The sequence below is a fragment of the Bradyrhizobium sp. AUGA SZCCT0182 genome, from assembly GCF_018130185.1.
In the GTDB taxonomy this organism is placed as follows: Bacteria; Pseudomonadota; Alphaproteobacteria; order Rhizobiales; family Xanthobacteraceae; genus Bradyrhizobium.
Map to the genome: position 1 here is coordinate 1 of NZ_JAFCLY010000067.1, position 20949 is coordinate 20949.

At 63.8% G+C, this 20949-nt stretch carries 19 protein-coding genes; 5 read left to right on the forward strand and 14 right to left on the reverse strand.

Annotated elements, in window-relative coordinates; all coding sequences use genetic code 11:
- The first annotated feature begins 275 nt into the window (after window positions 1–275).
- Window positions 276–782: a tyrosine phosphatase family protein gene (locus JQ611_RS39055; RefSeq protein ID WP_192735197.1), complete on the forward strand. Its 507-nt coding sequence runs from the start codon at window positions 276–278 to the stop codon at window positions 780–782.
- A gap of 132 nt (window positions 783–914) precedes the next feature.
- Complete coding sequence (locus JQ611_RS39060; protein ID WP_212468544.1) at window positions 915–3632, forward strand: DUF2339 domain-containing protein; 2718 nt, start codon at window positions 915–917, stop codon at window positions 3630–3632.
- A 44-nt stretch (window positions 3633–3676) separates the two neighbouring features.
- Here the strand turns inward: JQ611_RS39060 and JQ611_RS39065 are convergent, their stop codons facing one another.
- The 6 genes from JQ611_RS39065 to ppdK all read right to left on the reverse strand — a co-directional run bounded on the left by JQ611_RS39065 (window position 3677) and on the right by ppdK (window position 12152).
- The gene (locus JQ611_RS39065; RefSeq protein WP_192735199.1) at window positions 3677–3910 is read right to left on the reverse strand and encodes a DUF6894 family protein; all 234 of its coding nucleotides are present in this window, start codon (window positions 3908–3910) and stop codon (window positions 3677–3679) included.
- Between the two features lie 138 nt (window positions 3911–4048).
- On the reverse strand, window positions 4049–4636 hold the full coding sequence (locus tag JQ611_RS39070) for a hypothetical protein (RefSeq protein WP_212387748.1): 588 nt from the start codon (window positions 4634–4636) through the stop codon (window positions 4049–4051).
- A gap of 192 nt (window positions 4637–4828) precedes the next feature.
- Window positions 4829–5815, reverse strand: coding sequence for an MDR family oxidoreductase (locus JQ611_RS39075; RefSeq protein WP_212468546.1), 987 nt, complete (start codon window positions 5813–5815; stop codon window positions 4829–4831).
- Between the two features lie 128 nt (window positions 5816–5943).
- Window positions 5944–7188 (reverse strand): MFS transporter, encoded by a 1245-nt coding sequence (locus tag JQ611_RS39080; RefSeq protein ID WP_212387743.1) that lies wholly within the window; start codon window positions 7186–7188, stop codon window positions 5944–5946.
- 318 nt (window positions 7189–7506) lie between these two features.
- The gene (locus JQ611_RS39085; RefSeq protein WP_212468547.1) at window positions 7507–8979 is read right to left on the reverse strand and encodes a cell wall hydrolase; all 1473 of its coding nucleotides are present in this window, start codon (window positions 8977–8979) and stop codon (window positions 7507–7509) included.
- A gap of 464 nt (window positions 8980–9443) precedes the next feature.
- Window positions 9444–12152, reverse strand: a complete 2709-nt coding sequence (ppdK, locus tag JQ611_RS39090) for a pyruvate, phosphate dikinase (protein ID WP_312010946.1) — start codon at window positions 12150–12152, stop codon at window positions 9444–9446.
- Between ppdK and JQ611_RS42890 the strand changes: the two genes are divergently transcribed.
- Complete coding sequence (locus JQ611_RS42890) at window positions 12145–12483, forward strand: hypothetical protein (protein WP_312012384.1); 339 nt, start codon at window positions 12145–12147, stop codon at window positions 12481–12483. The two genes, ppdK and JQ611_RS42890, sit on opposite strands and share 8 nt — an antisense overlap.
- On the opposite strand, the gene JQ611_RS39095 is transcribed toward JQ611_RS42890, so the two are convergent.
- On the reverse strand, window positions 12484–12639 hold the full coding sequence (locus tag JQ611_RS39095; protein ID WP_192735205.1) for a DUF3096 domain-containing protein: 156 nt from the start codon (window positions 12637–12639) through the stop codon (window positions 12484–12486). It abuts the gene before it with no gap.
- A gap of 290 nt (window positions 12640–12929) precedes the next feature.
- Here JQ611_RS39095 and JQ611_RS39100 point away from each other — a divergent pair, with 290 nt between their 5' ends.
- A complete protein-coding gene (locus JQ611_RS39100; RefSeq protein ID WP_212468551.1) occupies window positions 12930–13289 on the forward strand; it encodes a DUF1236 domain-containing protein in 360 nt (119 codons plus the stop codon).
- 114 nt (window positions 13290–13403) lie between these two features.
- Here JQ611_RS39100 and JQ611_RS39105 read toward each other — a convergent pair whose 3' ends face one another.
- The 7 genes from JQ611_RS39105 to JQ611_RS39135 all read right to left on the reverse strand — a co-directional run bounded on the left by JQ611_RS39105 (window position 13404) and on the right by JQ611_RS39135 (window position 19749).
- The gene (locus JQ611_RS39105; RefSeq protein WP_212269472.1) at window positions 13404–14006 is read right to left on the reverse strand and encodes a bifunctional 2-polyprenyl-6-hydroxyphenol methylase/3-demethylubiquinol 3-O-methyltransferase UbiG; all 603 of its coding nucleotides are present in this window, start codon (window positions 14004–14006) and stop codon (window positions 13404–13406) included.
- 3 nt (window positions 14007–14009) lie between these two features.
- Window positions 14010–16148 (reverse strand): glycine--tRNA ligase subunit beta, encoded by a 2139-nt coding sequence (glyS, locus tag JQ611_RS39110; RefSeq protein ID WP_212468553.1) that lies wholly within the window; start codon window positions 16146–16148, stop codon window positions 14010–14012.
- Window positions 16148–17083, reverse strand: coding sequence for a glycine--tRNA ligase subunit alpha (locus tag JQ611_RS39115; RefSeq protein WP_192735210.1), 936 nt, complete (start codon window positions 17081–17083; stop codon window positions 16148–16150). The genes glyS and JQ611_RS39115 overlap by 1 nt, the downstream gene beginning before the upstream one ends.
- 208 nt (window positions 17084–17291) lie before the next feature.
- Entirely contained in the window at window positions 17292–17483 is a 192-nt protein-coding gene (locus JQ611_RS39120) for a hypothetical protein (protein ID WP_212269514.1), read from the reverse strand.
- A gap of 114 nt (window positions 17484–17597) precedes the next feature.
- Window positions 17598–18509 (reverse strand): S49 family peptidase, encoded by a 912-nt coding sequence (locus tag JQ611_RS39125; protein ID WP_212269474.1) that lies wholly within the window; start codon window positions 18507–18509, stop codon window positions 17598–17600.
- Window positions 18510–18767: 258 nt separating this feature from the next.
- Window positions 18768–19529 (reverse strand): tRNA1(Val) (adenine(37)-N6)-methyltransferase, encoded by a 762-nt coding sequence (locus JQ611_RS39130; protein ID WP_212269475.1) that lies wholly within the window; start codon window positions 19527–19529, stop codon window positions 18768–18770.
- On the reverse strand, window positions 19522–19749 hold the full coding sequence (locus JQ611_RS39135; protein ID WP_212269476.1) for a DUF2007 domain-containing protein: 228 nt from the start codon (window positions 19747–19749) through the stop codon (window positions 19522–19524). Before JQ611_RS39135 ends, JQ611_RS39130 begins: the two co-directional genes overlap by 8 nt.
- A 132-nt stretch (window positions 19750–19881) precedes the next feature.
- Here JQ611_RS39135 and JQ611_RS39140 point away from each other — a divergent pair, with 132 nt between their 5' ends.
- The gene (locus JQ611_RS39140; protein WP_212269477.1) at window positions 19882–20889 is read left to right on the forward strand and encodes a polyprenyl synthetase family protein; all 1008 of its coding nucleotides are present in this window, start codon (window positions 19882–19884) and stop codon (window positions 20887–20889) included.
- Window positions 20890–20949 lie beyond the last annotated feature (60 nt).

Here is a 20949-nt window from a genome sequence, read left to right on the forward strand (position 1 = left end):
ACCCGTCCAACGTCCGTGACGACGGCCGACGCCCTTCTGAGTAGGACGGGATGGGCAGATATATGCCCCTGATTTGTGTTCTGGTAAACAGAAATATTTTTTATTTTGGGGCTTGACATGACTTCCGAATACCAGAAGTGATTTGCCCGTCGGGCTAGATGTTGTGGTCCGTAGCCCACCCGGGCCAAACCCGCTTTGACCGGCCCCCGCACCGGCCTATAATGGCGGCTGCCCCAGGGACTGCCCACGACGGACAGTTCCCCAAAAGGATCGCCATGCTTCACGTCTGCTCGCTCGCCGCCCTTCCCGAAACCGTCAAGGCCACCGGCGCCAGCCATATCCTCACCGTGATGGCCAATGTCGATCAGGTGCAGCGGCCGGCCTCGGTGCTCGAGGCCAACCATTTGCGCGTGTCGATGGACGACATCACCGAGGTGATGGACGGCTTTCTGGCGCCGTCGGACGCGCATATCGAGAAGGTGCTGAACTTTGTGCGGGGCTGGGACCGCAGCGCGCCGATGGTGGTGCATTGCTATGCCGGCATCAGCCGTTCGACCGCCAGCGCCTTTGCCGCCGCCTGCATGCTCAATCCGCACCGCGACGAGATTTCGATCGCCCGGCAGATCCGCGCCGCCTCGCCGATCGCCCAGCCCAACCGGCTGATCGTCAGCCTCGCCGACAAGGCGCTGGGGCGCGAGGGGCGGATGCTGCGGGCACTCGATGAGATGGGCCCGGGCAGCATGACCGTCGAGGGCCGCCCCTTCCGCGTGGACCTCGAATAGTCCTGCTCGAATAGCGTGCTAAAATGCCGCCCGGGGGCGATTTGAACTTTTTCCGGGCAGAGTTGCACTCACAGCATTGCGACGGGCCGCATAGAGGCGGTTAACGTTTCTGCGTGCCCGCCTGGAGGCCTGATGCTCGACGAGTTTGCAATTCTTCCGTTCCTGTTCGCCATTGTCGCCGTTATCGTTGCCGTCAAAGCGATGAACGAGATCGGGGACTTGCGAAGGCGGCTGGACAGGATGGAAGCCGCGGCGGCGCTCGCCAGGCCCGTCCCGCCACCGCTTCCCCACATGTTCGAGCAAGATACTGCGCCTGCCTCTCCGGGCGTCGCAGCCGAGCCGCCGCCGATTGTGCCTGTGGATCAATGGGTCCCTCCCGACTCATGGACGCCGGCTGAAGCAGCCGCCGGGACGACGGCTGACACGGCTGACGGCCCGCCCGCCGCGCCGCCGCCGCCCTTGCCGCAGCCCGATCGCGGCTTCGAGGAAACACTCGGCACCCGCTGGGTGGTGTGGATCGGCGGCCTGACGCTGGCGCTCGGCGGCTTCTTCATGGTGCGCTATTCGATCGAGGCCGGCCTGCTCGGCCCCGGAGTGCGGGTGCTGCTTGGCGGCCTGTTCGCGCTGGCGCTGCTCGCTGCCGGCGAATGGACCCGCCGCAAGGAAAGCATCTCCACGATCGAAGCGACGCCGATCGCCAACATCCCCGCGATCCTGACCGCCGCCGGCACGGCGGTGGCCTTTGCGACCGTCTACGCAGCCTATGCGCTGTACGGCTTCCTGGTGCCCGCCACCGCGTTCATCCTGCTTGGGCTGGTGGCGATGGGCACGCTGGCCGCGGCACTGCTGCACGGGCCGGCGCTGGCCGGACTAGGCATCGTCGGAGCCTTCGTCACCCCCATGCTGGTCTCGTCAGGCAGGCCGGACTTCTGGGCGCTGTACGTCTATCTTGCGATCGTCACCGCGGCCGCGTTCGGTCTGGCGCGCGTGCGGATGTGGCGCTGGCTTGCGGTCACCACCATCGTGTTCGCACTGCTATGGACGCTCCCCTGCCTGCAGTGCGGCCCGTCGATGGTCGCGCCGCATGTGTTCCATGTGATCGCCGGCTTCATCCTCGCCGCATTGCTTGTCGTGTGCGGCTTCATGTTCGGGCCTTCAGCGCAAGAAGGCGAGATCGAACCGATTTCGTCCGGCTCGCTCGCGGCCTATCTGCTCGGCGCGACCCTGATCGTGCTGAACAGTTCTCATGCCGACGTCGCGATGGTCGCGTTCGGCCTGCTGGTGGCCGGCAGCTTGTTTGTGGCATGGCGCACCGAAGCCGCGGTCGGCGCGGTCGGCGCCGCCGCCGGTCTCGTCTTCATCGTGTTCGCCGAATGGGCGATCCGCGCCAATCCCGATATGCTGGTGCTGCCCGGCGGGCCGATCGCGGGGATCGGGCCAAGCGCCACGGACGGATCGGTGTCGTTGCATCTGATCTCCGCAGCGATCTTCGCGGCAGGTTTCGGCGTCGCGGGATTCCTGGCGCAGGGCCGTTCGGCCAGCGCCGTCATCCCTGTGATCTGGTCGGCTACGGCCGTGTTCACGCCGCTCGCGCTATTGGTCGCGCTCTATGCCCGGATCGCGAATCTCGACCGCTCGATCCCGTTCGCGATCCTCGCGGTGATCCTTGCCGCCGCCTATGCTGCGGCGACCGAGATCCTGACCAAGCGCGAGGACCGCCCGGGCCTGCAGGCCTCGATCGCGCTGTTTGCGACCGGCGCGCTCGCAGCACTGGCGCTGGCACTGACGTTCGCGCTGGAAAAAGGCTGGCTCACGATCGCGCTGGCGCTGATGTCGGCAGGCACCGCCTGGATCTCGATGCAGCGGCCGATCCCGTTCCTGCGTTCGCTGGCCGCGATCCTCGCCGCCATCGTGGTGCTGCGGATCGGCTATGAGCCGCGCATCGTAGGCCACGCCGTCGGCACCACGCCGATCTTCAACTGGCTGCTGTGGGGCTACGGCATTCCGGCGCTATCGTTCTGGGCCGGCAGCATCTTCCTGCGCCGCGGCGGCGACGACGCGCCGCTGCGCATCGTCGAATCCGCCGCCATCCTGTTCACGGTGCTGCTGGCGTTCATGGAAATCCGCCATGCCGTCAATAATGGCGACGTCTATCGCCCGAGCGCCGGACTAACCGAAGTCGCGCTGCAGGTCTGCGTCGCGCTGGCGATGGCGATCGGGCTGGAGCGCCTGCGCCTCCGCACCGGAAGTGTCGTTCACAATGCCGGCGCAATCCTGCTCACCGTCTTTGCGGGCCTAGCTTCCGTGTTCGGGTTGCTGGTGCTGGAGAACCCGATGCTATGGTCGATCGATGTCGGCGGCGTCGTCATCAACCTGCTGCTGCTCGGCTATGCCCTGCCCGCGGTGCTGGCGCTGCTGTTGTCCTATGCGGTGGCGGGGCGGCGGCCGGTCGAATACGCCAACACGATCGCGGCAGGCGCGCTCATTCTGGCGCTGGCCTATGTGACGTTTGAAATCCGCAGGATCTATCACGGTCCGGTCATGGCCATCGGCCCGACCACTGGCGCCGAGCAATACACCTACTCGATCGCCTATCTGGCGTTCGGCGTCGTCATGCTCGGGATCGGCATCCTCTTCAACTCGCAACGCGCGCGGCTGGCGTCAGCGGTCGTGATCGCGCTGACGATCCTCAAAGCCTTCCTGATCGACATGTCGACGCTGACCGGGGTCTACCGCGCGCTGTCCTTTATGTGCCTCGGCCTGGTGCTGGTGGCGATCGGCTGGCTGTATCAGCGGATCCTGTTCCGCAGGCGGGCGGCGGTGGCGCCTGCTGTGCCGACAGAAAGTTGATCGGTCACGGCGCGCACCGAACGGAGGAACTTGCCGATCGAAAATCAGGTGACGGATTCCGCCACGAGGCGGATCCTGAACACCGGCTTCTTGGATTCGTCCAGCATTTCCATCTGCCATTCGGCATTCTGCTTCATGCTGCGCGAAATGCTGCCGAGCAGGTTGCCGGACACCTTGGTCATCTCGGCCCAGGCGGCTTCGCGGCTTTCGAATTCGGAGCCCTGCTCGGATGCGCCAGCGTAGTGACCGTTGCTAATCCGGAAAAAATACAGCGGCATAGTTGATCTCATGTATGAGCCGCCCCCAGGCCGTCATTGGCCGTCACGGTGGGCTAGACTCGCTACCAAGACGTGAAAACGCCAGCCCGTATGACTACGGGCACACTTTCCCAACTTTGGGCTTCATTTCGCCGGAAATCACTCGGTGGAACGGCGCAGCTCCGGCGCGCTTTCGGCCTTCGCCGGCTCGGCCTTTACCGGCTCGAGCTTCGCGGCCTCAACCGCCGGCGTCTCGACGCGAGCCGAGACCTCCGTGCGCGACGCGTCCGCCGAGCGTGTCTGCGCCGGCGCATGCAGCGAACGCGGCCGCGCGACCGAGCGGGCCATCAACATCTGCTGCGCGCCCTGGTGGCGGAAATCGCAATAGGCGAAGCCCATGCCCGACACCGATCCCCGGAAGGAGCGGTCATCGCGCTTGTCGAGATTGAAGCACGGCTCGAACGGAAGACCCTTGATGGAAGCGCAAACCGCCTGGCCGCGGATCTGCAGCGTGTTGCCGGGCAGGCGCACATGGCGGGTCGGCCCCGCGCCGCTGAATTGAATGGATCCGGCCGCCCCGAGATCGTCGAGCACGCGGCCTGCGCCGCGGGTGCCGTCGAAACAGGTGAAGGCGAACACCTTGCCGCTCACAAACTTACGGGCCTCGTCGGCATTCATCATCCCGGCCAGCGCCGGTACCACCATCGCCCCGGCCGTGACGGCCCCCAACACCAAACGCGCAAGCATGCGGCAACTCCAACTTAACTGAGCGCGGGCACCCGCCTTGTTTGCGCATGACCCCCGCGCAAACGCTACGCGTTTGTCGCGACGGAAAACCGGTACCCCCGTTTTCCGGATCATGCAGGCCTCTTTACCCGCTGCTTACCATACGAACCGTGGCAACATTGGAGCAGCATGGTTGGTAAAGTCTGAACGCCGTTAGAGAATTTTTACCACGATTCGACCGCGGACCTCGCCGGCGAGGATTTTGGCGCCGGCGCCGATGACTTGGTCAAGGCCGATTTCATTAGTAATATCAGCTAGTTTGCCGTGATCCAAATCGCTGGCGAGGCGGCTCCAGGCAAGCTTGCGCTGCTCGATCGGGCACATCACGGAATCGATGCCGAGAAGGCACACTCCGCGCAAAATGAACGGCGCCACCGAAGACGGCAGGTCCATGCCCGCCGCAAGACCGCAGGCGGCGACGGCGCCGCCATATTTCGTCATCGAAAGGATGTTGGCGAGCGTGGTCGACCCGACGCTGTCGATGCCGCCGGCCCAGCGCTCCTTGGCCAGCGGTTTTGCGGGGCCTGACAGTTCGGCCCGGTCGATCACCTCGGCGGCGCCGAGACCTTTCAGATAATCGGTCTCCGACACCCGCCCGGTGGAGGCGATGACGTGATAGCCGAGTTTCGACAGCACGGCGGTCGCGACTGAACCGACGCCGCCCGCAGCTCCGGTGACGACGACGGGGCCGCTCTTGGGCGTCAGACCGTGCTTCTCCAGCGCCAGCACCGACAGCATCGCCGTGTAGCCGGCGGTGCCGATCGCCATCGCGTCGCGGGTAGAGATATTATCGGGCAGCCGCACCAGCCAGTCGCCCCTGACGCGGGCCTTCTCGGCGTAGCTGCCGAGATGGGTCTCGCCCATGCCCCAGCCGTTGCAGACCACCCTGTCGCCGGCCTTCCACTGCGGATGCGAAGATTGCTCGACGATCCCGGCGAAGTCGATGCCGGCGATCATCGGGAAGCGCCGCACCACCGGGGCCTTGCCGGTGAGGGCCAGACCGTCCTTGTAGTTCAGCGTCGACCATTCGACGCGGACGGTGACGTCGCCTTCCATCAATTCGGCTTCGTCGAACTGCGTCAGCGCTGATGTGGTGCCTTTTTCCGCCTTGTCGATCCTGATGGCCTTGAACGTTCCCACGGCAAACTCTCCCGAATTTTGTCAGTTGGGAGAGTGTTTAGAGCATGATCCGGAAAAGTGGAAACCGGTTTTCCCTCGGGACAAACGCGGAACGCGTTTGCCCGGAGATCATGCCACTTCGATGAGTATCAGGCGGGCTGCGCAACCGCTCGCGCGACCGGCTGTTCCACGATCGGCAGGTTGATCAATGCCGACAGCACGCCGAAGAAGATCGAGAGCCACCAAAGCGGCGTATACGACCCGTACTGCTCGAACACGATGCCGCCAAGCCATACTCCAAGGAAACCGCCTACCTGGTGGCTGACGAAGGCAAAACCATACAGCGTCGCAAACCAGCGGGTGCCGAACATGATCGCCACCAGCGCCGAGGTCGGCGGTACCGTCGAGAGCCAGGTCAGACCGGTGGCGGCGCCGAACATGATCGCCGAGAAAGTGGTGATCGGGAATGAAATGAACGCCAGGATGGTCAGTGCCCGGGCAAAATAGAGCATCGAGAGGATGTAGCGCTTCGGATATTTGTTCTGCAGCCAGCCGACGCTGAGCGAGCCGATGATGTTGAACAGGCCGATGGCGGCGACCACCCAGCCGCCGGTCTGCGCCGACACGCCGCGATCGGACAGATAGGCCGGCAGATGCACCGTGATGAAGGCGAGCTGGAAACCGCAGGTGAAGAAGCCGAGCACCAGCAACACGTAGGAGCGGTGGCCGAACGCTTCCGCCAGCGCGGTCTTGAACGATTGCTGGTCGGCGGCGGGAACATTCGACGACGTTGCGGGCGGTGTCGCGATCGCCAGCGACAGCGGCACGATCAACAGCATCAGCAGGGCAAACACGGTCAGCGCCGGCTGCCAGCCGAAATTATCGATCAACGCAACGCCAAAGGGCGCGAACAGGAATTGCCCGAACGAGCCGGCGGCCGTGCCGGCGCCGAGCGCCAGGCCACGCTTCTCCGGCGGCAGCAATTTGCTGAACGCCGACAGCACCAGGTTGAACGAACAGCCGGAGAGCCCAAAGCCGATCAGGACGCCGGCGCCGAGATCGAGCGAGGCCGGCGTCGACGCGTAGCGCATCAAGAGCAGTCCGCCGGCGTAGAGCAGCGCGCCGATGACCATCACGCGCAGGATGCCGAAGCGGTCGGCGATCGCGCCTGCGATCGGCTGGCCCAAGCCCCACAACAGGTTCTGCAGCGCCAGCGCGAGGCCGAAGACGTCGCGGCCCCAGGTAAATTCCTTGCTCATGGGCTGGATGAAGAAACCAAGGCTCGACCGCGGCCCGAAACTCAACAGCGCGATCGCGCATCCGCAGATGATGATCACCAATGGCGTCCGCCAGCTGGCTTTGGCCGGGCGAAGATTCTCTGCGGTTACAGCCATGGGTTTCCTCGATGCTTGGCGCCCGGGCCGGAAGCGACCGGGCGGGTGCGCCGGGAGGAGTTAATGCATTCGCATGGAAATCCCAAGAGCGCCGGAGAAAATTTTTCCGCTGCAGGGCAGCCCTGCAAAATCGTCGAGTGCAATTTTGGGGGTGGGTTGGACGGGCGGGCGCGAGCCGAGAACTCAACTCGTCGTCCCGGCGAAGGCCGGGACCCATACGCCGCGGCCCGCATTGTTGGAAAAGGAAGATAATGCTCAGCGCGTAAAACAATAACCGCCGGTGGCTATGGGTCCCGGCCTTCGCCGGGACGACAATTATTACCTTCTGATGCTCGCCTGCTCGGCCGAGCTTTGCGCGGCTTCGGCGAGCTTGGCGGAGATTGCGGCCGTTTCGGCGGCGGTGCCCCAGCTTGGCGCGTCGCTGCCGTCGCCCCAGTTGCGGGGCCGGTAGAATGTGTGCACGCCGGTCTTGTACATCTTCTTCATCTCGCTGACCCAGGACGGACGCACCCAATAGGCATGGTAGTGCGTCGACTTGTCGACCTCGGGCAGCCAGAGCTGGCCATCGAGCATCGCCTTCGCGATCCGTTGCGCGCGATCCCACATGTCGGGCTCTTTGACGACGTCCTTGTTGTTGTCGCAGGCGAAGGTGAACTGGCAGGCCAGATGGCGGTGCTTGTTCTGGTAGACCACGCCGCACACCGTATCCGGATATTTGCCGGAGAAGGCTCGGTTCAACACCACTTGCGCCACCGCGATCTGGCCGCGCACCGCTTCGCCGCGGGCTTCAAAATAGACAACTTCGGTCAGACATTTTTCCGACTTGGCGCGCGACTTCTCGTCGAACAGGCCGAGCCGCTCGGCCGGGGTCCTGGCGCGCTGGTTGTCGGAATTGACCTCGCCCTTCGGCGCGACGCTGACGCCCATCTCGCCGGCCTTGACCGGGCCGTCGGCATCGACCGGCAGCGAGGCCATGATCTTCATGTCGGGATCGGCCACCACCGCGTTCGGCAGCATGACGATGGGCTCTTCGCCCGGCCGCCAGCGCTCCATGGTTTCGGGCGCGCCGAGCGACGAGCCAAAAAACAGGCTCGAGGTCTTGAAGGAGAAATTGTCGCGCGGCGGCGCGGGCGCAAGCGCCACTTCCGGTGCTGCCGGGACGTCGTTTGGCTTAACGAGCGGCTTATCGTCGAGCGGCTTGGCTTCGAGCGACATCGACACATCGAATTGCGGCAGCGGCGGCGCGCGCAGCGCGGCCTGAAGTTCGGGGTCGAGCGGCGCGGGCTCTGCTGAAGGCGGCGTGGCAGCGGTCTTCTGGCCTTTGACGGAGGCGTTTGAAGACGAAGGATCTTCGATGGCGGGCGCGCTGCCGGCGGGGATCGAGCTCTCCGCAGGCGTGGACGGAGCGATGACAAGGCGATCGCCCTTCATGGTGCGATCGACCCTGGGAAAATCGGCGGCATGATAACGTGGCGGCGGGGCGATGATCGGGTTGCGCGTCACTGCGCCGGTGATGTCGATGCCCTGATTGTCGAGGCTGGCGAGCCGAAAAGTTGCGGTCTGCGGCGAAGCGGTTCCGATCGGACGGCCGAAGCTGAAGGTCGCGACGTGGATATTGCCGGCGCTGGAGAACACCCGCTTCTGCCAGCGTTCGGCGACGCCCGGCTGCCGGGCCAGCAGCGACGCGATATCCTGATATCCGATCTCGGTCGGCATCAATGCGAAGATGCAAAGACCGAGACCGAAGGACGCGAACCGCGCGCCCTTCGGCTGGTTACGCAACACATTCATCGATACGCTCTACGCAACGCTTACAAAAAACGACCGAACTCAGTACATCCGTGCAATTCGATCTTTATTGTTGGTATCGAATTTAGGTTGCCGGGGAGTTAATCGGCGTGGCCTGCGTGCACCACGCAAGATATCGCGCGCATTTGCTGTCGCGTTTGAGAAAGCTTGGTAAACGGGAGCGCGATGAAAGTGGTAAACATCCCGTCAACGAAGATGATGAAGAAAATGTTGCGGGTTCCCGTGTCACTACGGGGCGATGCGGTGCTGTATCGTGCATTGCGATGGAAGATGAGGACCGTAGTTTTCACGTCATTGCGAGGAGCGAAGCGACGAACCAATCCATCTTTCCAGCCGCGCGATGGATTGCTTCGCTTCGCTCGCAATGACGCAAGGTCCATAAACGTGGATGCCCGGCACGAGGCCGGGCATGACGCCGATTTTCCGATTGTTAGCGCAGAGAAGAACTAAGCCTGGCTCGCGACCGTCTTGCCGAGGGCGGCTTGCGCCGCGGCGAGCCGCGCGATCGGCACGCGATAGGGCGAGCACGAGACGTAGTCGAGGCCGATCTCGTGGCAGAACGCCACCGAGGCGGGATCGCCGCCATGCTCGCCGCAAATCCCGACCTTGAGATCGGGCCGCGTCTTGCGTCCGCGCGCAACGCCGATCTTGACGAGTTCGCCGACGCCATCGCGGTCGACCGAGATGAACGGATCGATCTCGAGGATGCCCTTCGCCACATAGGTGCCAAGGAAGCTCGCGGCGTCGTCGCGGCTGATGCCGTAGGTGGTCTGCGTCAAATCGTTGGTGCCGAAGGAGAAGAACTCGGCGGTGTTCGCAATGTCGCCGGCCATCAGGCACGCGCGCGGCAACTCGATCATGGTGCCGACTTGATAGGCGAGTTTCTTGCCGGTCTCCTTCATCACCGACTGCGCGGTGGCGTCGATCCGCGCCTTGACCAGGTCGAACTCGGCCTTGGTCGCGATCAGCGGCACCATCACCTCGAGGCCGACGGCCTTGCTGGTGCGCTTTTCGGCCTCGACCGCGGCTTCGAAGATCGCGCGCGCCTGCATCTCGGCGATCTCCGGATAGGCGATCGCAAGACGGCAGCCGCGGAAGCCCAGCATCGGGTTGAACTCGGCAAGATCGCGCGCGCGATCGGCGAGCTTGCGCGGATCGGTGTTCATCGCACGCGCGACTTCCTCGATCTCGGCCTGGGTGTGCGGCAGGAACTCGTGCAGCGGGGGATCGAGCAGACGGATCGTGACGGGCAGCCCCTTCATGATCTCGAACAGCTCGACGAAATCCGCGCGCTGCATCGGCAGCAGCTTCGACAGCGCCGCGCGGCGTGACTGTTCGTCCTCGGAAAGGATCATCTCGCGCACGGTGCGGATGCGGGTTTCCTCGAAGAACATGTGCTCGGTTCGGCAAAGGCCGATGCCCTCGCCGCCGAACTTGATCGCGGTGCGCGCGTCTTCCGGCGTGTCGGCGTTAACGCGAACGCCGAGCTTGCGAACGGCATCGGCCCAGCCCATCAGCGTGCCGAATTCGCCCGACAGTTTCGGCTCGATCATCGGCATCCGTCCGGCCAGCACCTGGCCGACCGATCCGTCGATGGTGATGACGTCGCCGGTCTTGAAGGTGCGGGTGCCGATGCTCATGGTGCCGCGGCCGTAATCGACGCGAATGGTGCCGCAGCCGGAGACGCAGGGCTTGCCCATGCCGCGCGCGACCACGGCGGCGTGCGAGGTCATGCCGCCACGGGTGGTGAGAATGCCTTCAGCGGCGTGCATGCCGTGAATGTCTTCCGGGCTGGTCTCGACCCGCACCAGAATGACCTTGCGGCCATCGGCCTGCAGTTTCGCAGCTTCATCGGACGAGAACACGATTTCGCCGGAGGCGGCGCCCGGCGAAGCCGGCAGGCCGGTCGCGATGACGTCGCGCTTGGCGGCGGGATCGATGGTCGGATGCAGCAACTGGTCGAGCGAGGCGGGATCGATCCGCATCACCGCGTCCTTTTTCGAGATCAGTCCTTCATTGGCGAGCTCGACCGCAATCCGCAGCGCCGCCTTGGCGGTGCGCTTGCCGCCGCGGGTCTGCAGCATCCACAACTTGCCCTGCTCGACCGTGAACTCCATGTCCTGCATGTCGCGGTAGTGCTTTTCGAGCAGCGTGTAGATCCGCGTCAGCTCCTTGAACGCGTCGGGCATCGCGACTTCCATCGACGCCTTGTCGGAGCCGGATTCCTGGCGCGCAAATTCGGTGATGTCCTGCGGCGTGCGGATGCCCGCCACCACGTCTTCGCCCTGCGCGTTGATCAGGAATTCGCCGTACAGCTTGCTCTCGCCGGTCGACGGGTTGCGCGTGAACGCAACGCCGGTCGCCGAGGTCTCGCCCATATTGCCGAACACCATGGCCTGGATATTGACCGCGGTGCCCCAGGATTCAGGAATGTCGTGCAGGCGGCGGTAGGTCACCGCGCGCGCGTTCATCCAGGATGAGAACACCGCACCGATCGCGCCCCACAATTGCGCGTGCGGATCCTGCGGGAAATCGTGGCCGGTCTCGCGCGCCACCGCATCCTTGTAACGGCCGACCAGTTCGACCCAGTCGTCGCCGGTCAGATCGGTGTCGAGCGTATAGCCCTGGCCGTCCTTGAAGGTGTCGAGGATGTCCTCGAAATGATGATGCTCGAAGCCGAGCACGACATCCGAATACATCGTGATGAAGCGCCGATAGCTGTCATAGGCGAAGCGGCGGTCGCCGGACAATTCGGCGAGCGCTTCGACGGTCTCATCGTTGAGGCCGAGATTGAGTACGGTATCCATCATGCCCGGCATCGACGCGCGGCCGCCGGAGCGCACGGACACCAGCAGCGGATTCCGGGAATCGCCGAACGACTTGCCGGCGAGTTTGCCGACATGCTCCAGCGCCTTCTCGACCTGCGCCTTCAGCGCAGCCGGATAGGATTTGTCGTGGGCGTAAAAGTAAGTGCAGACCGAGGTCGGAATCGTGAAGCCCGGAGGCACCGGCAGGCCGAGATTGGCCATTTCGGCGAGATTGGCGCCCTTGCCGCCGAGCAGATCGCGCAAGCCCGCTTTGCCCTCGGCCTTGCCGTCGCCAAACGTGTAAACCCACTTGCCGGATTTGACCGCTTCGACGGCCGGCTTGCTCACCTTCTTCGCCGTCTTGCTGGCAGGCTTGTTCGGAGCCTTCGCAGCTGCCTTGGCAACTGGCTTGGCAATCGGCTTCGTAACCGCCTTGGGTGCCGGCTTCGCAACTGCCTTCGGTGCCGGAGCCTTCGTTAGCGTCTTGCGCGCCGAGGCCGCCGGCGCGGCTTTGCCCGGCGCCGATGACTTTGATTTCGCTACGGTTTTCACAAGGTTTTTCTTGGACTTCGCAACCGCTTTGGCCATGGCAGATGACAATCCGAAAAGAGAGGAGAAGATGCGCGCCTTACACCACTTTGAGGGGTTCCGCGCAAGCCGCGAAACCCCGCTTGCCTGACTAGAAGCGCAGCATCTTGAACACGCCGAGCCCGGCCAGACCGACGATGATCAGGTAGATCGCGACGATGAAATTCAGGAACCGCGGCATGATCAGGATCAGGACTCCCGCAATCAGGGCGACGATCGGGGAAATATGCGCGGCGGTGATGGTCATTTGAAATTTCTCCTGATGATGAGGGGAAGCTCGAATCGAGGGCGGCAACTTAACCGCTGGCGCGGTTCCGGAATAGGAGACGCCTGTCGCCTCAACGGGTTCCGGCGTTCGCAAAAATTGCCCGAAATTGCCGCGTTTAGGCAGCCATTTTTCCGGAACTATGCCGCGCGCGATGAATTGGCTCGCATTGTACGCTGGCTAGCCGGCGTCATAGCGTTTTCAAGCGGAGTGGACGCCGGTTCGCGTCAAGAAAACGCGTCAAACCAATAGAGCGCACGAGGGAGTACACTATGCAAAACAGACTACTTGCCATCGCAGCTGTCGCCGGCGTGATGGCTGCCCCGCTCGCAGCACAGGCGCAGAGCGGCACCGTGGGTGTCGTTCGCGGCGACAGCGTGGTCGTCGGCGAGCATGAGGGCATCACCGTCGACCAACGCCCGGCGTTCCGGGAATATGTCGTGCGTGAGCGCGTGCCGACCTTTACCATTCCGGATCGCGTGACCGTGGGCGGTGTGCTGCCGGAGGCCGGCATCACCTATTACGACGTCCCGCAGACCTATGCGGCGACGCCCTATCGCTACACCGTGGTGAACGGCCAGACGGTCCTGGTCGAACCGCGTTCGCGTCGCATCGTTCAGGTGGTCGACTAATCCCGCCGGCCTGAACGATAGTCCGGGCGCCGCGCAAGCGGATGTGCGCGAGATACGACCGGACAAGAAAGCCCCGCCCGGTTTCCCCCCTGGGCGGGGCTTTTCGTTGGCGCCCTATTCCCTGATCTCCAGACCCTGCTTCTTGGCGACGAGGCGGTGAATCTTCTTGCCGGAGGAGGCGCTGACGACCTCTTCGTCGAGGAGCAGCGCGGTCGCTTTCAGTTCCGCCAGCACCAGCGCGGTATCGAACGCACAGTAAAGCCGCCCCTGCGAATCGCGCAGGTCGGCATTGTCGGTGATCCGCCAGCTCAGATAGAGAATGCCGCTGGGCTTGACGGCGCCTAGCAGCCGGCGGACGGCAGGGGCGATCTGCGCGCGATCCAGATGCATGATCACGGTCTCGCACAGCACGTTGTCGTAGGTGCCGATGCCCTTCAAGTCGGGCAATTCTGCATGCGCGAACTTCAAACCGGGATAACGCTGCCGCGCCTGCGTCAGCAGGCCTTCCGAGGCGTCGAAACCGGCGGCGGAAAAGCCGTTGGCGTTTAGCCAGGCCACCTCGCGGCCGCAGCCGCAGCCGATATCGGCTGAATTGCCGCCGCGCACGAAGAAGCGCTCGACGACTTCGTGCAAGTCAACGGGCGCCGGCTGCTCGTGCCAGTCCTTGGCGAACGCCGCCGCATCCGAATCGTAAGCGGCCAGCGTCTTCTGATCCACGTGTCAGCCCTCGATCTTCGAAAAGTCCGCCACCGCGCGCGTTGCCGCGCGGATTTCGTTCAAGAGCTTCAGTCTGTTCTCGCGCACGTTTGGTTCATCGTCGTTGACCTTGACCTTGTCAAAGAACGCATCGACCGCCGGGCGCAGCTTCGCCATCGCGCTCATCGCGGCGGCGAAGTCTTCCTTGGCCACCGCGGCGCCCGCTTCGCTCTTCACCTGATCGATCGCCTTCGCCAGCGCCTTTTCTTCGTCGAGCTTGTAGAGCGTCGTGTCCGGCGCTCCATCGAAGCTACGCTTGTCCTTTTTCTCTTCGATGCCAAGGATATTGTTGGCGCGTTTGGTGCCCGCGAGCAGGTTCTTGCCGTCGTCGGTGTCGAGGAATTTTGCGAGCGCCTCGACGCGGCGGACGACCATCAGGAGGTCGTCCTGACCGCCGAGCGCGAACACGGCGTCGACGAGATCGTGGCGTGCACCCTGGTCGCGGAGTTGGACTTTCAGGCGGTCGGCGAAGAAGGAGACGAGATCGCCCGGAAGCTTTTGCGCATCGGCGGCCGGATACTTGGCTCCCTTTTCGGGGAGACCGAGAATAGCCGATTTTGCAACTTTCAGGATTGGAAGCCTGATCGTGTTCTCGACGATCAGCCTGATGACTCCGAGCGCCGCCCTTCGCAGCGCATACGGATCCTTGCTTCCAGTTGGCTTCTCATCGATGGCCCAGAAACCTACCAGCGTGTCGATCTTGTCAGCCAAAGCCACCGCGACACTCACCGGATCGGTCGGCACCCGATCGCCTGGCCCCTGCGGCTTGTAATGCTCTTCACTCGCGGCAGCGACGGAAGCATCCTCGCCCTGCGCCAGCGCGTAGTATTTCCCCATCAAGCCTTGGAGCTCCGGGAATTCGCCGACCACTTCGGTCAGCAAATCCGCCTTCGCCAGATGCGCGGCGCGTTTCGTCTTCTCGACATCGGCGCCGACCAGCGGAGCGATTTCCGCCGCCAGACGCTCGATGCGCTTGATGCGTTCGCCCTGCGTGCCGAGCTTCTCGTGAAACACGATATTATCGAATTTCGGCAGCCGCTCTTCGAGCCTGGTCTTCAGGTCGGTCTCATAGAAGAATTTCGCATCGCTCAACCGCGCGCGGATGACGCGTTCGTTGCCGGCGACGATGGCCTTGCCGCCGTCCGTCGCCTCGATGTTGGCGGTGAGGATGAACTTGTTGGTCAGCTTTCCGGTTTTGTCAGGATTCTTATCAGAATCCTTGGGATCGCTGACCACAAAGCATTTCTGGTTGTTGCGGATGGTGGCGCGGATTACCTCGCCGGGGATCGACAAAAACTCCTGGTCGAACGATCCCATCAGCACGACCGGCCATTCGACGAGCCCTGACACCTCGTCGAGCAGCACTTGGTCCTCGACCAGCTCAAAGCCCTGCGCGAACGCCAACTGCTTGGCGTCGGCCAGGATGATGTCCTTGCGCGCCTGCGAGTCGAGCACGACCTTGGCGGCCTTCAGCTTTGCCTCGTAATCCTCGAAGCGGCGCACGGAGATCGCCGATGGCGCCAGGAAGCGGTGACCATGAGTGATCTGGCCGGTCTCGATGCCGTCGATCGAGAATTTCACCACCTCGGGGTCTTCGGTCTCCGGACCGAAGGTCGCGATGATCGAGTGCAGCGGCCGCACCCAGGTCAGCGCGCCTGACTTGGCCGAGCGCTCGCCCCAGCGCATCGATTTCGGCCATGGGAAGGTGCGGACGATAACAGGCAGTATTTCCGCGAGCACGTCGATCGCGGCGCGGCCGGGCTTTTCAATCAGCGCGATGTAGAAGTCGCCCTTCGGGTCGCGCTGGATCTTTGCCTCGTCGAGCGAAGTGAGGCCGGTCGCTTTCAGGAAACCCTGCACCGCCGCATCGGCCGCGCCGATTTTCGGACCCTTGCGTTCGGTCTTGAGGTCGGGCTGCCGCGCCGGAATCCCGTGCACCGTCAGCGCGAGCCGCCGCGGCGTCACGAACGCCTTTGCGCCCTCATAGACCAGCCCCTCGGCAACCAGCTTGTCGGTGACCATGCGGCGCAGATCGTCGGCCGCCTTCGCCTGCATGCGCGCCGGGATTTCTTCAGAAAACAATTCGAGCAAAAGATCAGGCATCAGGATGCCCTGCCCGCTTCGGTGTGGACCCAGGCGTCGCCGCAGGCTTTTGCAAGGTCGCGCACGCGCCCGATGTAGCTTTGCCGTTCGGTCACCGAGATCACGCCGCGGGCATCGAGCAAATTGAAGACGTGGCTTGCCTTGATGCACTGGTCATAGGCCGGCAGCGCCATCAGGTGTTCCTTCTGGTTGCTGCCGGATTTCCAGCCCGCCGCGAGATATTTCTTGCAGGCCTCTTCGGCCATCACGAACTGCTTGAACAGCATTTCGGAATCGGAGTGCTCGAAATTATGCAGGGAATATTCCTGCTCGGCCTGCAGGAACACGTCGCCATAGGTCACCTTGTCGGCGCCCTCGCGGCCGTTGAAGTTGAGATCCATGACGTGGTCGACGCCCTGCAGGTAGCAGGCGAGCCGCTCCATTCCGTAGGTGAGCTCGCCGGCGACCGGCGCGCATTCGACGCCCGCGACTTGCTGGAAATAGGTGAACTGGCTGACTTCCATGCCGTCGCACCAGCATTCCCACCCGAGACCCCAGGCGCCGAGCGTCGGGCTTTCCCAATCGTCCTCGACAAAGCGGATGTCGTGCAGGCTGGAATCGAGGCCGATCGCGGCGAGCGACTTCAGGTACAATTCCTGAAGGTTCGGCGGCGATGGCTTCATGATCACCTGATACTGGTAATAATGCTGCATCCGGTTCGGGTTCTTGCCGTAGCGGCCATCCTTGGGCCGGCGCGAGGGCTGCACATAGGCGGCCCGCCACGGCTTCGGCCCGAGCGCGCGCAAGGTCGTCGCGGGATGAAAGGTGCCCGCGCCCATTTCCATGTCGTAGGGCTGCAGGATCACGCAGCCCTGTTCGGCCCAGAACCGTTGCAGAGCGAGAATGAAGCCCTGGAACGAACGTTCCGGGCGCATGTGGGCAGGCAATTCGTCCATCGGCAGAATCGGTCTCGCGAGGGGGTTTTGGGCGCGCGGGACCGTATCGGCGGTGGCGAGGGGAATCAAGGCGATGCCGAGGGACGCCAATGATCAACCGTCATGGCCGGGCTTGTCCCGGCCATCCACGTCTTTTCTGGGCAGCAAAGGGAAGACGTAGATGCCCGGGACAAGCCCGGGCATGACGACTGTCAGGATGACGGTCGAACTAACCCGGCCGATAGGCCCCGGTGACGGGGTCCCGGCGCAGGGTCGGAATCTCGCTGGTTTGAGCCGATTCCGCGACGCGAGCCAGCCGCGCTTCTTCCAGCTCCCGGTTGATCCGGACGGCGGTCTTGTAAGCCCAGCGGACCACGGCGAGCCCACCCAGGGCCCCTGCGAATGCGATCAACGGTGGCATCGGTCGATCCTTGTCGTTCACGTCGGTCACGCCCCCAATAGCTGCATTCTCGCGCAAGCCGGGCTGCGCCGCAATTCCCGCCTTTAGGACTAAATGGCGCGCCTCTCCCGGGCCCTAGAACCCGAATTTGGCCCAAATTGCCCTGGTTTCGAGCGCGGAGATCAGCTCATCCGGCAGGCCCCCCAAACCGTCGAGCGCGCCCATGGAGCCCGCCCCCGGCGACCGCCGCCCGAGCAAGCCGGACAGCATCCCGCTGGCGGGCGCGATCACGGGGGTAAGCACCTTGTCGCCGTAGCGGGTGCGCAGCGTCGAACGCAGATCGCCGACCGCGTCCGCAAGACCCAGCGACACCGAGGTTTCGCCGGCCCAATATTCGCCGGTGAACAGCGTGTCGTCGGCGCCCTTGAGGCGGCTGCCGCGGCTCTGCTTGACCAATGCAATGAAGATGGCGTGGATCTCGCGCTGGAGCGCCTTGATGCGCGCCACATCATCGGGGTTTTCGGGGAGGAACGGATCGAGCGTCGCCTTGTGGACGCCCGCCGTATAGAGCCGTCGCTCGACGCCGATTTTCTTGATCAGCTCCTGGAAGCCGAAAGTGCCGCCGACCACGCCGATCGAACCGAGGATCGAGGACGGATCGCAGAAAATCTCGTCGCCGGCACAGGCGATCATGTAGCCGCCGGATGCGGCGACGTCCTCGACGAACACCAGCACCGGCAAATTCTTTTCGGCGGCGAGTTGCCTGATCCGCAAATAGATCTGGCGCGATTGCACCGGCGAGCCGCCGGGCGAATTGATCACGAGCGCAACCGCCTTGGCATTCTTGGTACCGAAAGCGCGTTCGAGCGTCTTGGCCACACCGGCGAGCGACATGCCCGGCCGCAGCGGCGTCACCGCGCCGATCACGCCGGACAACCGCACCACCGGCACCACCGCGGCCCCGCGCCGGAATTTGGCCGGGACCAATCCCTTCAGCCGCTCGATAAGGCCCGGCAATCCCACACGATCACTTATTTGTTCACTCATGCCGTTACCTCGAATTAACCATTTTTTATCACGCCACTGTCATTGGAAGGGCTGGAACGAATTTGGGCTGGAAGGCCTTTTGCAACGTGGCCGTTACGGCTGCAATGGCGCAGCGGAGAGTGACATGAAAATCTACCTGCTGATATTGTTGATCGGCACCATCCTGACCGCGGTTCACTTCACCAACGCTCCGAAACGGCAGTCGGAAACCCTTCCGCAATAGGCTTTTCCGCTTCGTCTCGAGATCCTCGGCCACCCCTAGGGGGTGGCCAACGGCAACATCCCCCTCCCCGCCAAAATCTCCTGCACCGCTTTATTGGGCACCCCTCGCTCATCATTGAGCATCAGTCCGGCATGAATTCGAGTCGGCGCGCGACCGCCCTTGGTGGCGCGAACCAGGATTCGATTCGCAGGCGCCTTCACATCGCCGTGAATGGGCAAAATTTCCAGACCGCCAAAACCGTGATCGAGCGCCGCCAGCACCTCGGCAATCCCGTCGGCGCGCCAGATCAGCGTCAGCATGCCCCTGGATTTGAGGATGCGGCGGGTTGCGTGAATCCAGTTCGAAAGCGTGGTGGATGTCGCGACATGCGCGATCCCGCGCGCGCGGTCCGGCGAGACTCGATGCCGCACAGAATCGTTGAACGGCGGATTCATCAACACGACGTCGACGCTGTCGGGCTGCAGATTGACCGCGGCGTAGGCGTCGGCGGCCGCCTCGACATCGAGCACGATGACCTCGGCGGCAAGCGCGTTCGCATCGGCATTGGCGCGCGCCAGGCTTGCGAGATCGGCATCGATCTCGACCAGCACGAGATCGATGTCCCCGACGCGCCTGGCCACCGCCAGCCCTGCCGCACCAACACCGGCGCCAAGATCGGCCACACGATTGCCTGAACGTGCCGGCGTCGCCGCCGCCAGCAGCATTGCATCGTGACCGGCGCGGTGCCCCGATTTCAGTTGCCGCAGGCGCAAGCCCCCGCCGAGGAACGCGTCCTCGGTGACATCGGGATTACTCATCCGCCCGCAATTCGTGGGCAAGCCCGGCATCGGTCAGAAGCTGGCGCGCCTCGCGGTTGTCGTCGTCATGGACCAGGATGCGGCGTGGCAGGACGCCGAGCGATCCCTCGATGATGCTCATGTTTTGGTCCAGCACCAGATGATGGATATTGGCGCCGTCGAGCAGCGCGCCGACCGCGGAAACCAGCACAATATCGTTGGTCCGAACCAATTCCCGCAATTTGCGCCCTCCCTGGCTGGCCCGGTCCGAGGCCGGCCGGTACCTGTCAACCGCTTGGTGCCCTTGCCGCTTCAGCCTGCACTTTCTATTGTAGATAAGGATAGTGCGAATTGGCCAGATTTGGAGACCCGCGTGGCGGTTATTGTACCCTTCGAAAGCCCAAACGCTTCGATCGATGAGTTGGTCGGGCTCGTCGCCGCCGACATGGAGCGGGTCAACGCCACGATCCTGTCGCGGACCGGTTCCGAAGTCACCATGATTCCCGAGGTCGCCAACCATTTGATCTCCTCGGGCGGCAAGCGGCTGCGGCCGATGCTGACGCTGGCGATGGCCGGTCTCACCGGCTATTCCGGCGACGGCCATATCAAGCTCGCCGCCTCGGTCGAGTTCATGCATACCGCGACGCTGCTCCATGACGACGTGGTCGACGAGAGCGAATTACGGCGCGGCAAATTGTCCGCTCGGATGCTGTGGGGCAACGAAGCGAGCGTGCTGGTCGGCGACTTCCTGCTCGGCCAGGCCTTCCGCATGATGGTCGAGGTCGGCTCGTTGCGGGCGCTCGACATCCTGTCTTCGGCGGCAGCCACCATCGCCGAGGGCGAGGTGATGCAGCTCGCCGCGGCGAAGAACACCGCGACCACCGAGGACGAATATCTCGCTGTGATCCGCGGCAAGACCGCGGAATTGTTCGCGGCTGCCTGCGAGGTCGGCCCCGTGATCGCCAACCGGCCGAAGGCCGAGCAGACCGCGTGCCGCTCCGTCGGCATGAATCTCGGCATCGCGTTCCAGCTGGTGGACGACGTGCTGGACTACGGCGGCAAATCGGCAAAGCTCGGCAAGAACGTCGGCGACGATTTCCGCGAGGGCAAGATCACGCTGCCGGTGGTACTGGCGTTCCGCCGCGGCAACGCCTCTGAACGCGCGTTCTGGGTCAAGGCGCTGGAGCGGGGCGAGATCGGCGGCAATGATCTCGATCACGCCATCGGGTTGATGACCAAGCATCGCGCGCTGGAGGACACGATCAGCCGCGCCCATCATTACGGCGCGATGGCCGTCGATGCGCTGGCGCTGTTTCCGGCTTCGCCGATGAAGACCGCCCTCGAGCAGGTCGTGGCGTTCTGCCTGGCCAGGTCGCATTGATGGCGCCGTAGGGTGGGTTGAGCGCAGCGATACCCACCGATTGCCTTTATCGAAAATGGT

What these genes read in the sequence shown, in the direction of transcription:
- JQ611_RS39055 (WP_192735197.1), top strand. Translation starts at nt 276, where the DNA reads ATGCTTCACGTCTGCTCGCTCGCCGCCCTTCCCGAAACCGTCAAGGCC.
- JQ611_RS39060 (WP_212468544.1), top strand. Translation starts at nt 915, where the DNA reads ATGCTCGACGAGTTTGCAATTCTTCCGTTCCTGTTCGCCATTGTCGCC.
- JQ611_RS39065 (WP_192735199.1), bottom strand. Translation starts at nt 3,910, where the DNA reads ATGCCGCTGTATTTTTTCCGGATTAGCAACGGTCACTACGCTGGCGCA.
- JQ611_RS39070 (WP_212387748.1), bottom strand. Translation starts at nt 4,636, where the DNA reads ATGCTTGCGCGTTTGGTGTTGGGGGCCGTCACGGCCGGGGCGATGGTG.
- JQ611_RS39080 (WP_212387743.1), bottom strand. Translation starts at nt 7,188, where the DNA reads ATGGCTGTAACCGCAGAGAATCTTCGCCCGGCCAAAGCCAGCTGGCGG.
- JQ611_RS39085 (WP_212468547.1), bottom strand. Translation starts at nt 8,979, where the DNA reads ATGAATGTGTTGCGTAACCAGCCGAAGGGCGCGCGGTTCGCGTCCTTC.
- JQ611_RS39095 (WP_192735205.1), bottom strand. Translation starts at nt 12,639, where the DNA reads ATGACCATCACCGCCGCGCATATTTCCCCGATCGTCGCCCTGATTGCG.
- JQ611_RS39100 (WP_212468551.1), top strand. Translation starts at nt 12,930, where the DNA reads ATGCAAAACAGACTACTTGCCATCGCAGCTGTCGCCGGCGTGATGGCT.
- glyS (WP_212468553.1), bottom strand. Translation starts at nt 16,148, where the DNA reads ATGCCTGATCTTTTGCTCGAATTGTTTTCTGAAGAAATCCCGGCGCGC.
- JQ611_RS39115 (WP_192735210.1), bottom strand. Translation starts at nt 17,083, where the DNA reads ATGGACGAATTGCCTGCCCACATGCGCCCGGAACGTTCGTTCCAGGGC.
- JQ611_RS39120 (WP_212269514.1), bottom strand. Translation starts at nt 17,483, where the DNA reads ATGCCACCGTTGATCGCATTCGCAGGGGCCCTGGGTGGGCTCGCCGTG.
- JQ611_RS39125 (WP_212269474.1), bottom strand. Translation starts at nt 18,509, where the DNA reads ATGAGTGAACAAATAAGTGATCGTGTGGGATTGCCGGGCCTTATCGAG.
- JQ611_RS39130 (WP_212269475.1), bottom strand. Translation starts at nt 19,529, where the DNA reads ATGAGTAATCCCGATGTCACCGAGGACGCGTTCCTCGGCGGGGGCTTG.